This is a genomic window from Novosphingobium aeonii (assembly GCF_052279045.1).
Classification (GTDB): Bacteria; Pseudomonadota; Alphaproteobacteria; order Sphingomonadales; family Sphingomonadaceae; genus Novosphingobium.
The window spans coordinates 563,776-576,379 of record NZ_CP176833.1 but is presented as its reverse complement, the minus strand read 5'-3'; the positions used below and the strand labels follow the sequence as shown (position 1 = coordinate 576,379).

The following is a 12,604-nucleotide window of genomic DNA, read 5'->3' as shown; positions in this document are numbered from 1 at the left end:
GCTCCTGGGAAGAAAAGTTTTAGCGTTGAGCGTCTGGAATGGGTCGGCGACGGACTGGCAGCAACACAATGCGCCCATCCAAGCCGCTCAATTGGAAAAGTCCCGCGCCTACGAGCGGTCAGTCCGGTTATGGCCGGGGCTGGGACTTGGACGAACCCGCTCCGCGGGAGGGGTGTTTGGGGTGAGGTCGCGCCGTAATTGCCAGACGTTGGTTGGGGCGGAGTCGCCATGAGATTGTGAGGTTCCTTCAACGCAAAGGAACTCACCATGGACACTACGATTATGTCGGCCCCCACCGGTTCGCTGCGCCAGCGGATGCTACAGGATATGAAGCTTCGAGGACTCGGGGTGCATACGCAGCAGGACTACATTCGCCACGTACGATCCTTCGCCGCGTTTCTGGGCCGCCCTCCCGACACCGCCAACGCAGAAGACCTCCGGCGATTTCAACTCGACCAGCATCGGCGCGCCGTTGGACCGGCGACCATCAACGCCGCAGTATCGGCTCTGCGCTTCCTCTTCACCATGACGCTCAAGCGGCCGGAGATTGCGCTGGGTCTTTCCGTCATACGGTGTGAACCCAAGCTTCGAGATGTCCTGAGCGTCGAGGAGGCCGCACGACTGATCGAGGCAGCCCCAGGCATCAAGTACAAGGCCGCCTTCAGCGTGGCTTACGGCGCAGGTTTGCGCGTGTCCGAAGTCACCCACCTCAAGGTTGGAGACGTCGACAGCGAGCGCATGATCATCCGTGTCGAACAGGGCAAGGGACGCAAGGACCGTAACGCCATGCTCTCACCGCATCTGCTGGATCTGCTCCGGCAATGGTGGCGCGAAGGCAAGCGCCGCGGAGTGATGTTGCCCCATGGATGGCTGTTCCCGGGTCGCAATTGCACGGATCCGATCTCGGCGCGCCAGTTGAACCGCGCCGTGCATGAGGCGGCGGAGTTCGCCGGGATCCACAAGCGAGTGAGCCCGCACACATTGCGCCACTCGTTTGCCACTCACCTGCTTGAGCAAGGTGTGGATATCCGCGTCATCCAGGTGCTGCTAGGCCACACAAACATCGACACCACCGCCATCTATACCAAGGTTTCGAGCAAGACCATGCGGGCGGTGGCCAGCCCGCTCGACCAGATTGTGGCCTTGATGGAAGGTAGAGCACCTCCCGGTTAAGCCGGTGCGCATCTCGCTCGAGGTCGCCGATATCTTCCGTTGTGCCGGGTCCGCGTATCGCGCAGCCCATGCCGGGCATCTCAGTCTCGGCCAGCTCAAGGTCATGACGGCCATCGAGAACTGTCGCACCGCCGCGCTGGGCGGTCACATCGAGGCCTGCGACGACTGCGGGCACTGGCGGGTCGCCTACAACTCGTGCCGCAACCGGCATTGTCCCAAGTGCCAGGGCGCCGCGGCGCGCACCTGGCTGGCGGCGCGCGAAGCCGATCTGTTGCCGGTCGGCTACTTCCATGTCGTGTTCACTGTACCCGCCGAGATCGCCGCCATCGCGTGGCAGAACAAGGCGGTGATCTATGACCTGCTGTTCCGCGCGGCTGCGGACACGCTGCTGACCATCGCCGCCGATGCTAAACACCTCGGCGCACGGGTCGGCATCACTGCCGTGCTGCATACTTGGGGATCGGCGCTGACCCACCACCCGCACGTGCACATGATCGTGCCCGGTGGCGGCATCGCGCCGGACGGCACGCGGTGGATCTCCTCGCGCCCCGCCTTCCTGCTACCGGTGCGCGTGCTGGGCGCATTGTTCCGCCGGCTGTTCCTCACCCGCCTGCTGGCATTGTTCGATGCCGGCAAGCTGGGCTTCTTCGGCGCTCATGCCCATCTTGCCGCCCGCACGACATTCCTGCGGCATCTCTCGCCGATCCGGAAGAAGCGCTGGGTGGTCTATGCCAAGCCACCCTTCGCCGGCCCGCAGGCAGTCCTGGCCTATCTCTCGCGCTACACCCACCGCGTCGCGATCTCGAACCGGCGGCTCATTGGCTTCGACGGGTCCGGCGTGACATTCCGCTACAAGGATTATCGCCGTAATGCTGCTGAACGTCAGCAGGTCATGACGCTGGCGACCGACGAGTTCATCCGCCGCTTCCTGATCCACGTCCTGCCGCGCGGCTTCCACCGCATCCGGCATTATGGCCTGCTCGCCAGTTCAGCGCATAAGGAGGCCATGGCACTGGCTCGTGGGCTGCTGGGCCTCGCCGCGCCGGTCGAGGAGCCCGAACCCGACGAGCCGCCTGATCACCGCCCGCCATGTCCGTGCTGCGGCGGGCACATGACCATCATCGAGGCCTTCGCGCGTTGGTATCAGCCTCGCGCACCGCCGGCGCCAACATTCCTGACCCGGAAATACGCGCCATGATCCGGCATGGCTCACCCTACAGCATGGCCGAGGTCATTCCGTCTCGGCCCATACGGAAAAGTGCGCCCACCTCACGGGCTCGATCAAAACAGCGCACATTGCATACCGGGTCAGGGAAGCAACGCGGCCTAATCGTACCCAAAGCCCTTGCCAGCCTGCCTATGATGGGCAAACTGGCACGTCTGCCTCAGTCAACCAGATCCACACCAAAGCCCTTTTGCCCATAGATCGGTGGATGGGGCCCGCGGGTTCCTCCATGTCAGGATTCCGTACGCAAGCGCCCGAAATCCTTGGACTTAGCCGCCGTTCGCCGATGAAATGTAGAATGGCAGGTCTTCTCAAAAGCCGACGTTCAGCATTTGCCCGACTGGTCTCGTTAAAAGACGGATATTGGTTCGTTTGCAGGCCGTCGGCTTTTAGCAATGTACAAGCAGTAGCTGACACCTGCGCGCGTCACACTTACATTCATGCTAAGACGGACCGGTAACGCTCTCACGCCGCTACCAACCGCCGGCGCGGCGTCCAAAACGATTTGATCCGCCACCCAGCGCTGATTTCCCTCTCGCGACCATCGAGCGCGCGTCTGCTTCCATCGTTACAAATTGGTCACTTTACCCAAGCTAGTTCTGAGCTTCCAGAACGCCTCCGACCGACCGACAATCATCGTCGTGGCTGTTCGCACACAGCGGACACCTGAACGACTCCCTTGTCGATGAGCCAGCCGCAGACCCGGTGGGCTTGAGTTCCGGCTTGCCCGCGCACGAGTGCCTCCAGCAGGTCCCCGACCGTTTCGCTATCCACTATCGCTAGTACGATCATGTCAATCGGAATGCCGCCGAGGAAGGCTACAGGCTCCCCCTCGGTCCCAGCCAACACCGCTAGGCGTGGCTCGACGAAATCACCGCACAGACAGGGTACCTCCACAACGCGGCTTCGGTCCAGATGGATGGGCGTCGAGAGAACTGGCTTGGGACGGCTCATGGGATGCGCCTCGACGCGCGCAGCCGCCGCGCCGCCCGCGCACCGGGACCGCCAGAACGGCTTCTCGGCGTGGACGCTCCGGCCGTAGATCTCTTTGGTCGCGACGGCATGCGTCCAGGCCGATCGCTCCAACCTCTGCTCATAGTATTGCCGCGCCACGGCTTGCGAGCCGGGTCGGCGAAGGATGGTGTTGACCACGACGGACGCACTACGGGCCGACTGGATACAGTGCTGGACGCCCATCGAGGCTAGCGGATCGAAGCTCTGCGCCGCCTCTCCGACCTTGATATAGTCCCGGCCCACTGCCTCCTCGTCGAGCCAGGCACTGGCGTCGCACGCGGTCACTTGGCCGCAGGAAAGGACGGTTCTTAATTGAGGCAGGAGGTCCGTGTCGGCCAACCCGTCGAGATAGATCTGGCGCAGATCCCCTCGGCTCCGTGGCAAGGCCTGACGATCGGTGAACAGCGTAGCGTTGAAGCCCAGATCCGCGACCGGCGCGCCCCAAGACCAAACGCCTCCACCGGCCGCGATGCGGGGTCGATCCGGGAGACCCGCACCGCTCCAATAGGCATAGAGCGCGATCGTGCGCGGTCCCTGCCAGCGGCGCGACTTCGGCAACAGGCCCCGCCGACCAGCCGCATCGACCAAGAAGTTGGCCCCGCGAACCTCGCCATCCGCGAGTATAACGCTCCAACCTCCTTCTGACCGACGGATGGCGGTGGTGGCGCGGCGTCCGAGATCGACGACGACACCCGCCTCCCGACAGATGTCCACCAGTGCCGCATCGAAGCGGCCCCGGTCTAACGTCGCCGCGCCCGGTGGTGCGTCCCTCGTGATCCAGCTTTCCGTTGCCCAGCGCTCGTCGCACCGTGAAAACCGCTGCCAGCCGGCACGATCTAGGATGCCTTCGAGGCCTAAGTCGTGGAGCTGGCGGAGAACGGCCACGCTGATCGCCTCGCCGACATGGGGTCTGGCGCCGACATGCTCCTCGATCAGGCGGACCGACAAGCCCAGGCGACAAAGCGCAAGCGCGCTGATGCACCCCGCCGGACCGCCGCCGACGACGATCACGTCGGTAAGGCCCGTCACCGCACCAGTTGGCCGATGAAGTCGGGCCTCGTCCGCGAGAGGCGGCCGTAGGCCCCGATCGCGTAGTGCAGCCAGCCACGAATGAAGTCGCAGGCCGGACGGCCACGGCTCAGTGTCTCGTGATGGCAACCGCCAGCGCAAAGGTAGCGAGCCCAACACGAACGGCATCCAGGCTGGGCGTGGACGTGCCGTTCGTTCAGCCAGACATCCTGCCGCTCGCGATCAACGCCGTCCGCAAGCGTGCCCATCGCACCTTCCGGCGCGTCGACGAAGCGGTGGCAGGCGGCCAACTCCCCTTCCGCAGAGACGCCGAGGTAGCCGGCCCCGGCGCCACAGGGATAGGGGCGGTGCGTGCCGCGGTGGATCTCGCGAAGCGCGTTGAGGAGGTTCAGGAACGGGTAGCGCTCGCCGGCGGCGGTCCTCGCCTCGAATTCCCGGCCGCAGGAAACCATCTGCTCGAGCATTGAGTGCAGGTGCCGCTCCTGCATCTCATCCTGCTCGCCGGGCGCGGAAAGCATTGGCGAGAACCCGACGCTGTGGAAGCCGATGTCCGTGAAGTGATTGAGCATCGGCAGCAGGTCGAGATTACGCGGCGTGACGGTCACGCGGGCCGATACCTGGCAGCCACGCCCGCCGCCGAGCAGTGGTGCGATGCGCTCCATGATCCGCGCGTAGCTTCCGCGGCCACCCTTGAAGGGACGCTGCAGGTCGTGGTCGCCGCCGACACCGTCGAGACTGACGGTGACGGCGAAGCGGTGCGCGTCAAACAGCTCGATGTCGCGCTCGGAGACAAGGGTGCCGTTGGTGGTGATGGAGAAGGAAACGGCGATACCGCGCCGCGCCGCCTCCTCGACCGCATATCGGGTTGACGCATGCACGACATCGCGACCCATAAGCGGCTCGCCGCCCAGAAAGGCGATGTTGACCTGCTCGTAGGGAAGGGTCTCCCGCAAAAGCATGTCGATCGCGGCCTGCGCGGTCCCCAGGTCCATCCCCTTGGGTGACCCACCGAACGATCCACCCTGGGCGTAACAGTAGCCGCACCCGAGATTGCAACTCTGCGCAACAGCGAGCGAGATCGCCCGCACGCGTCGATCGTCCGGGGTCGACGCGCAGCGGTCCGCGCGCGGCTCGAGACCGAGGCGTGCTAGGATCGCAGCGGTGGCGGCACCGTCTGCGGACGAGCCGGCCAGCGTGAGTTCGTCGGCAAGCGCCTCGTCGATGTCGAACAGTTGGCTACCGTCCGGAAGGAGAAGCTGAGCGGCACCGTCCCACCGGAGCACATGTGCGTCGCGTGAGCGGGGGCGTGAAGCGTCGATGATGGCGGTGGCCAAGGTCATGGCGCTACGACCGATCCTCCCTGTCCAGCCGATCCTGCTCCTCCGAGCCTCCGACCACGAACTTCAGGAAGCCCTGCCAGTTCTGAAACAGTTGGTCGTAGCTCCAGACGTCGCCATCGCTCCGATCGTCGAGGATGTAGCCGCCGCCCGGGGGGCGCTCGATGGCCATCCAGTTGTCACCCACGCTGGTGCCGTCCGGGCCATCGACCACGTTCACGAAGTCGGGGCGGCTCGCGGCCCAGTAGTAGCACGCACATTCGCGATAGTCGTTCTGCCAAGGGGAGCAGAGCCCCTGCGTCAGCTCCCCAGGCTCGATCAGCGCCTGAGACAGCGTCGCCATCGACTTGCCGTCCACGGCGCTGCTCTCGAAGATCGGACGGACCTTGAGGTCGAACTTGGGCAGCTTCGCGACCTCGGCCGGATCAGTGGGGAAGAGGACTTCCACCGATGAAGGTTCCGGCGTGAAGTAGCCCACGAGCACCCGACCCTGCGCGGCGTGGATCCTCGCCAGGCTGTTCGCCCACTCCATGAAGGAAACACCGTTCAGGTGATCCGGATTGCCGAGGGCCCCCTCGTAACCCGGCATCTGGACGCCCTGCGTCTCGACGGCCATCGGCAACGGTCCCTTGCCTGCGCCGGGATCCTCGATTGCCAGCAGCCGATGACCCTTCATGTCGGCGAGAGGGCCGTCCCCGTCGAGCACGAGGTTATGGCATTCGATCAGGGTCAAACCCTCGAAAATCCTGCGCCATATGACCCGAAAATCGAACTCGAGGCCGGGGAAGCAGTTGGATATCGCAGTTACAGGCAGCGTGTTCCACGGATTGCCTCGGCTGCGGTGGTTGAGTTGCGCCGCCAGGTTGCTCGGTGAGATCTTGGTCATGCGGACACCTCGGTCGGATCGGAGAAAAGGCTGCCCATGGCGGCCGAGACGACCGCATCGATCTGCCGGCGGGTCAACACCAGATGCCGTCCGTCGGCGCCGCGCATCATCGCGGGCATTTTGCGGCGGCCGATATCGGAGAGATCCCCGATCTGCTCGGGTCTGCGGAGGGCATCCGCGAACCACGCGCCGGTGCTGCTACGCAGCGCGGTCAGGATGTTCTGGTGGAGCGCGAGGATGGCATGATTGTCGACGATCGCCGGCGCCATGATCGGCTCAAAGTAGCGACCGAAGTCGTTCGAGTCCTGGCGCACCATGGTGCTCGTCTGGTTGGTGCGGCCCTTGACCGTGTTGCCGTTGAGCGCCGCCGTGTTGAATAGCCGCACGGTCTCCACGGCGCGACGAAGAATCTCCTCCGCGTCAGCGAGCGTCGCCATCCCGTCGTGCTCGACCCCAAACGCGATCTGTTCGAGTTCGTCGGCCACCGTGCGAATGGGGATCGTGTCCGGCGCAAACGTCGGCGGGCCCGCACCGATGCGGGCGAACGCCGTCAGGGACTTGCCATCGATTTCCAGGGCCACAGTCACGACCCCATCGCACTCGTCGTCGAAATAGCCGCAGCTCACACCTTCGTCATTCTGGGCGAAGATGTTGCCAGGGTTCGTAAACAGGTGGGAAAAGGCCTCTATCTGGACATAACCCAGCCAGTTGCCCTTCCTGGGATCGTAGATGATGCGCTCAGGGGGCACGTTCGGATCGGTGTGCGCGGGGTCGGGGCCTTTGGTATCGAAGACGGCGCCGGTCGGACTTGCGCCGTAGACCAGTCCGGCGGCGGGCGTAAAGCGGAGCCGGATCTCCGGGAAGTCCTCGTTGGGGCGAACATACTGCACCCATCCAATCGGAAGGGTCATGCCGTCACGAAAGTTGGCGCAGGTCGCATCGACCCTGTGCCGAGCGTGGTCGCCAACTTTGAGGATCGCCTCGATCCGATCATTCTTGTCGAACGTGCGCCGCTCGATCTTGCGGCATCCGAGGTGGACGGTCCAGTTCACGTCCGCCGGCTTCAGGCCGTGCGCTTCCAGAAGATCGACCGTCAGCGGCTCAAGCACGTCTTCGGACGTCCGCGCAAACACCTCGAGGAACGGCGCCACCGGCCGGACATCGTCGCCATCGCGAAACTTCACGCGCTTCGGTGTGTAGCATCGGACGATCTCACCCGTTTCCTTGCTCAGCTCCAACGTCTCGTCGGGGACCACGTTGCGGTAGCCGAGGGGATGCTTGTCATCGACCTCGATCCGATAGCTTTCCAAGGGTGTCGCCGAGGCGCCAAGGCGGGCGACCGAAAGTGGCGGTAGGATGCGAAGCTCCAGGATGCTCATGCCCGTCCTCCCACGCTGTAAGCGAGACCGGGGCCGCGGCTGCCCCGGACCGCCGCCTCGAAGGTCGCGATCGCCTGCCCATCCAGGGCAAGCAGCGAATCCAGATACGCGTCGGCGGCGGAGCCGGCGGTTCCATGGATCTGGCCGATCAGCTTGGCCGACGCCTGAAGGAGGTCGATGTGCTGCCGCCAGGCGTCCCGGTCGAGCATAGGTAGATCCATCGAGTAGGGAAGCTCGAAGCTCGGCGCCGCGCGTTCCGGCTGCTTGGGGTCGTCGGCCGGCATGGAGACGAGGATGTTGGCGATGGCCCGGAGATTATACATCTCCCCGAACGCGCGATTAAGCACCGCGCTTCGCGTCAGGCCGTCCGCCGACGTGTAGTCGCCGGAGATTCGGAAGCTATGGGCGATGTAGGAAAGCAGCATCCGGTAGCGCAGGTTGAGCAGACGCGCCCAGACCCGCGCCACTGGATTGCCGATGTAGGTCGTGCCGGGCACCGCGTCGGGATCCCCGACCGCTCGGGGATTGGCGGCAACGGGACGCCATGGAGTCCAGCCCGTGACGGCTTCGATCTCCAGGAATAGTCCCATGAACCGCTCAAAGTGCGAAGGGGCAGGATCCTTGTCGCCGTCGGCGTGCGATGCCTCCCCCTGCTCGGCGACCGCCTCGAGCGCATCCAGTGCGGTCGAACGGGAGTAAGCGGTGTGGATCAGGACGTCCGGCACCCTCGCTCCAGGTTCCGTCGCGCCACGCGCGCCAGCCGCATAGCCACGTCCCCACTCGGCGAAGCTGGCCTGGAAGCTGAGCGTGTCGGCATGGAAGAGATCGTCGGGAATCAGCGTCTTGTCGCCGACCAGGTTTTTCAGCGTTTCGTAGAGCAGACCGACGCGCTTGAAGTCGCTGGCGCCGCCGGGAAACCCTATCCCCTCGATCTCCGCACGTCTCTTCGCCCATGGATCGGGCCACGTCTCGGGACTCTCGATGCACACGTAGCGGGCGAGCGATCCGAGGCTCACCGGCTCGAGAGAGAACGGAAAGGGATAGAATGGCGTATCCCACGGGAAGTCGTCGCGTTCGAGGTTGATCGGGCCGCCAAGCAGCTTAAGGAGATTCTGGACCGTGACGAGGTGCCCCATCTCCTCCCGTGCTATGCCGAGGAGCACGGCCTGCCAGCGCGCCACCTTATCGTGGTGTTCGGCGGGCACCTGCGGGCCGCCAAGCGAATAGGCGGCGAACAAATACTGGACTGACCGGCCCCCACCGAGTGGTCCGGGTTGTTTGTTAGTGTAAGATTGCCTCCGGCGCCATGGCTGGCCGTAGGTGCAGCGTAGCGGAACCGGAGGGCAGCCATGGCGCCGTCGCCGTCTCCGGGGCCGGCGGTCGATACCCCAGCGAACTATGAGGCCTGACGGTGTTGTAGTGCCGCCGCCAGGCCTCGATCAGGATCTTCGCCTCGGCCAAGGTGTAGAAGATCTCCCCGTTCAAGAGCTCATCACGCATCGAGCCGTTGAAGGACTCACAGTAGCCATTTTCCCATGGGCTGCCGGGTGTAATGTAGAGCGTTTTCACGCCGATCTTCGCCAGCCATTGCTGCACGGCATTGGCGATAAATTCAGGGCCATTGTCTGACCGTATGTGCGCCGGCGGCCCCCGTGTGACGAACAACTCGGCGAGAGTCGCCAGCACGTCCTCGCTGCGCAGCCGTCGCGCGATGGGTAAGGCGAGGCACTCGCGGCTGGCCTCGTCGATGATCGACAGGATGCGGAACTTGCGGCCATCATGTGTGCGTCCCTCGACGAAGTCGTAAGACCACACATGGCCCGGATATTCCGGTCGCAGGCGGATACATGATCCGTCGTTGAGCCAGAGCCTTCCACGCTTCGGTTGCTTCTGCGGCACCTTGAGCCCTTCACGGCGCCAGATGCGCTCCACCCGTTTGCGGTTCACATGCCAACCGGCATCGCGCAGCAAGGCCGTCACCCGGCGATAGCCATAGCGGCCATACTGCCGGGCAAGCGCGATGATATCCTCGGTCAGGGCTGCTTCGTCATCCGCCCCACGCGGCGTTTTGCGCTGCGTCGATCGATGTTGCCCGAGCACGCGGCAGACCCGCCGCTCGGACACCGGCATCATGCCCCGGATATGATCGATACAGCGCCTGCGGCGCGCGGGGCTCAGAAGTTTCCCCGCGAGGCCTCCTGTAGGATCAACTTGTCCAGCGTCAGATCTGACACCGCCCGCCGCAACCGAGCGTTTTCCTTCTCAAGCTCTTTCATGCGCCGAGCCTGGTCCATCTTCAGGCCGCCATACTCCTTGCGCCAGCGGTAGTAGCTCTGCTCGGTGACGCCGATCCGGCGACACGCATCCGCCACCGTTCCGCCCTGCGCCAGCACGATCTCCGCTTCACGCAGCTTGCCGATGATCTCTTCCGGCTTGTGCTTCCTCGCCATTCAAGTCCTCCTTCGTGGCCAAATCTAAAACAGATTTTGGGCCACTCAGAAGGGGGCAGATCATCCGCGGCGAGATGCGCACGAAGGCACTGAAAAGACAGAAGGCAACGGGCAAGTCCGGCTTCGAGGCCGTAATTCCCGACGGACGACAGAAGAAGCCGGTGACAGCCGAGTATCGAATCGTCTACGGGATTATGCGCCACCCGTATAAGCGATCGAAAAAGGTCGATCTGCCCTTCTTCAGCAAAGTCAGCCTGAGGGCTGCGGCAAATAGGCTCGAACTCATGGGCTTCACCGTCGAGGTTCACCTCATCGAGAAAACGTAAGCAACCCGCTCGATCGTTACACGGGGCGCCGGCGGTCTCACCGCGCCACTGGAACCTGATCGATCCGTGTGGTCCAGGAGGGGCTCTTCAAGGCACGCTTGGTATCATAGGCCTTCACGCCCATCCCTTCGGAACCCAGCCGCAAGGTCTGGCGCCCGAACCTTGTATTGATCTCGTCGAGCGCGGCCAGCAGCTTCGGCGACCTGGGATCGGGGGCGGCGAACATGTCGAGCTGCCCGCGCGCCTCCTGCTCCAGTCCCTCGAGCATCACACCGCACTTGGTGTAGATTGCGCCGACCTCAAACATGGCCTCGGCCATCCTGCCGGCCATGCCGGCAATGACGCGCGGATCGTTGCTGGCAGGCGAAAGCCGCCCGACGCGCGAGGCCGAAGGCGCGTTCGGCTTGAAGCGGCTGCCATGCGCGAACGCAATCAGGCGGCTCGCCTGCAACCGCTGGTTACGGATTTTCTCGGCCGCGCGTACAGCGCGCCGCACCATGGCTTCGCGCAGCGCCTCGACGTCACGAACAGGTTCGCCGAAGTTGCGCGTGACGGCCGTGGACTTTAGCGCAGCCGGCTCCGGCTCGAAATCGCTGCATTCGATGCCGTTGAGTTCGCGCACCAGCCGCTCGAGCACGACCGTTCCCACCTCGCGCGCCACTTCTGCGGGCAGTGCAGCAAGCTCGCCAGTCGTCCGGACGCCGAGCGGCCGCAGGCGCTTCGCCAATGCAGGTCCGATGCCCCAGACTTCCTCGATCGGCCAGGCCGCCAAGAGCCGCCGCCGCAGGCCTTCGTCATGCAGATCGACGACCCCGTCCCATACCTTTTCGGACGCCTTGGCGAGGGCGTTTGCCACTTTGCTGAGTGTCCGCGTCGGCCCGAGGCCAATGCGGGTGGGGAGACCCACCGAGCGCTTGACCGCCGCGCGGACACGGTGCGCCATCTCGACGTCGCCGAGGCCGCTCGGCAATACCGGCAGACGAAAGAAGGATTCGTCGATCGAGTAGATTTCGACCGTATCGGTGAACTCGGCAATCACCGCATTGAAACGCCGGTTCATGTCCGCGTAGAGCTCGTAGGAGGAGGAACGGCACTGGATGCCGTGCCTCTTCACCACATCGCGGATCTGGAACATGGGCGCGCCCATGCGAATGTGGAGCGCCTTGGCTTCGGCCGAGCGCGCGATGGCGCAGCCGTCACCGTTCGAGAGCACGATCAGCGGCACACCGCGCAGCGATGGATCGAAGACGCGCTCAGCGCTGCAGTAGAAGTTCTCGATGTCGAGGATGGCCCAGGTCACGGGCTAAGCCTGAAGGTTACGCACGCTCGCCCGCACGACGCCCCAGACTTCCACTGTCTCGTCCGCCACGACCGGCTCGTAGTGCATGCGGCTATTGCGCGCCCCGAGCATCGGGACACCGTGGCGAAAGCAGAGTTGGCGAACGACAAAACCGCCATCGACCACGGCAATGACGATGCGCCCGTTCACGGGCTTGGCATCCCTGTCGACCACGACGACGTCGGAATCGAACAGCCCTGCATCGACCATGGACTGCCCGCTCACCCGGAATACGAAGCTGGCAGCGCGATCGAGCCGGAGCAGCTCTACGAGATTGATCGCGGATTCTTCCCAGTCCTGGGCCGGCGAGGGAAAGCCGGCGCCAGCTGCGCCGATAACGCGAAGGCACCACTCGCGCGGCAGTTCGCCGAGCGGCAAAGGAATCGACGGGGGCAAGGCAAAGCCGGAAGACATGCCGTCCCAATAACGCGATTCGGAACATATTG

At 64.4% G+C, this 12,604-nt stretch carries 11 protein-coding genes; 3 read left to right on the top strand and 8 right to left on the bottom strand.

Annotation, left to right across the window (positions count from 1 at the left end; genetic code table 11):
* Nucleotides 1-267: 267 nt before the first annotated feature.
* Together ACLIMP_RS18270 and ACLIMP_RS18265 are read left to right on the top strand one after the other, a co-directional pair.
* Complete coding sequence (locus ACLIMP_RS18270; RefSeq protein ID WP_221937281.1) at nt 268-1,173, top strand: tyrosine-type recombinase/integrase; 906 nt, start codon at nt 268-270, stop codon at nt 1,171-1,173.
* Nucleotides 1,174-1,177: 4 nt separating this feature from the next.
* Nucleotides 1,178-2,371, top strand: a complete 1,194-nt coding sequence (locus tag ACLIMP_RS18265; RefSeq protein ID WP_185999475.1) for an IS91 family transposase — start codon at nt 1,178-1,180, stop codon at nt 2,369-2,371.
* Between the two features lie 660 nt (nt 2,372-3,031).
* Here ACLIMP_RS18265 and qhpG read toward each other — a convergent pair.
* From qhpG to ACLIMP_RS18235, 6 genes are all read right to left on the bottom strand, one after another.
* On the bottom strand, nt 3,032-4,441 hold the full coding sequence (gene qhpG / locus ACLIMP_RS18260) for a flavin-dependent monooxygenase QhpG (RefSeq protein WP_443478756.1): 1,410 nt from the start codon (nt 4,439-4,441) through the stop codon (nt 3,032-3,034).
* Entirely contained in the window at nt 4,438-5,781 is a 1,344-nt protein-coding gene (locus ACLIMP_RS18255) for an SPASM domain-containing protein (RefSeq protein ID WP_443478755.1), read from the bottom strand. Before ACLIMP_RS18255 ends, qhpG begins: the two co-directional genes overlap by 4 nt.
* A gap of 4 nt (nt 5,782-5,785) precedes the next feature.
* Complete coding sequence (locus ACLIMP_RS18250; RefSeq protein WP_324699360.1) at nt 5,786-6,664, bottom strand: LodA/GoxA family CTQ-dependent oxidase; 879 nt, start codon at nt 6,662-6,664, stop codon at nt 5,786-5,788.
* Nucleotides 6,661-8,043, bottom strand: a complete 1,383-nt coding sequence (locus ACLIMP_RS18245; RefSeq protein ID WP_443478754.1) for a hypothetical protein — start codon at nt 8,041-8,043, stop codon at nt 6,661-6,663. The genes ACLIMP_RS18250 and ACLIMP_RS18245 overlap by 4 nt, the downstream gene beginning before the upstream one ends.
* Nucleotides 8,040-9,281: a ferritin-like domain-containing protein gene (locus ACLIMP_RS18240; protein WP_443478753.1), complete on the bottom strand. Its 1,242-nt coding sequence runs from the start codon at nt 9,279-9,281 to the stop codon at nt 8,040-8,042. The genes ACLIMP_RS18245 and ACLIMP_RS18240 overlap by 4 nt, the downstream gene beginning before the upstream one ends.
* A 43-nt stretch (nt 9,282-9,324) precedes the next feature.
* Nucleotides 9,325-10,493, bottom strand: a protein-coding gene (locus ACLIMP_RS18235; protein WP_443478072.1) for an IS3 family transposase whose coding sequence is annotated in 2 segments (ribosomal slippage) — nt 9,325-10,232 and nt 10,232-10,493 — 1,170 coding nt in all. Because the reading frame shifts where the segments join, the coding sequence is not laid out codon by codon here.
* Between the two features lie 14 nt (nt 10,494-10,507).
* On the opposite strand from ACLIMP_RS18235, the gene ACLIMP_RS18230 reads away from it, so the two are divergent.
* On the top strand, nt 10,508-10,819 hold the full coding sequence (locus ACLIMP_RS18230) for a DUF6119 family protein (protein ID WP_443478752.1): 312 nt from the start codon (nt 10,508-10,510) through the stop codon (nt 10,817-10,819).
* Nucleotides 10,820-10,856: 37 nt separating this feature from the next.
* Here ACLIMP_RS18230 and ACLIMP_RS18225 read toward each other — a convergent pair whose 3' ends face one another.
* The gene (locus ACLIMP_RS18225) at nt 10,857-12,119 is read right to left on the bottom strand and encodes a Y-family DNA polymerase (RefSeq protein ID WP_443478751.1); all 1,263 of its coding nucleotides are present in this window, start codon (nt 12,117-12,119) and stop codon (nt 10,857-10,859) included.
* A 3-nt stretch (nt 12,120-12,122) separates the two neighbouring features.
* Nucleotides 12,123-12,572, bottom strand: a complete 450-nt coding sequence (locus ACLIMP_RS18220; protein ID WP_443478750.1) for a LexA family protein — start codon at nt 12,570-12,572, stop codon at nt 12,123-12,125.
* Between the last annotated feature and the right edge of the window lie 32 nt (nt 12,573-12,604).

What these genes read in the sequence shown, in the direction of transcription:
- ACLIMP_RS18245 (WP_443478754.1), bottom strand. Translation starts at nt 8,043, where the DNA reads ATGAGCATCCTGGAGCTTCGCATCCTACCGCCACTTTCGGTCGCCCGC.
- ACLIMP_RS18220 (WP_443478750.1), bottom strand. Translation starts at nt 12,572, where the DNA reads ATGTCTTCCGGCTTTGCCTTGCCCCCGTCGATTCCTTTGCCGCTCGGC.
- ACLIMP_RS18255 (WP_443478755.1), bottom strand. Translation starts at nt 5,781, where the DNA reads ATGACCTTGGCCACCGCCATCATCGACGCTTCACGCCCCCGCTCACGC.
- ACLIMP_RS18250 (WP_324699360.1), bottom strand. Translation starts at nt 6,664, where the DNA reads ATGACCAAGATCTCACCGAGCAACCTGGCGGCGCAACTCAACCACCGC.
- ACLIMP_RS18270 (WP_221937281.1), top strand. Translation starts at nt 268, where the DNA reads ATGGACACTACGATTATGTCGGCCCCCACCGGTTCGCTGCGCCAGCGG.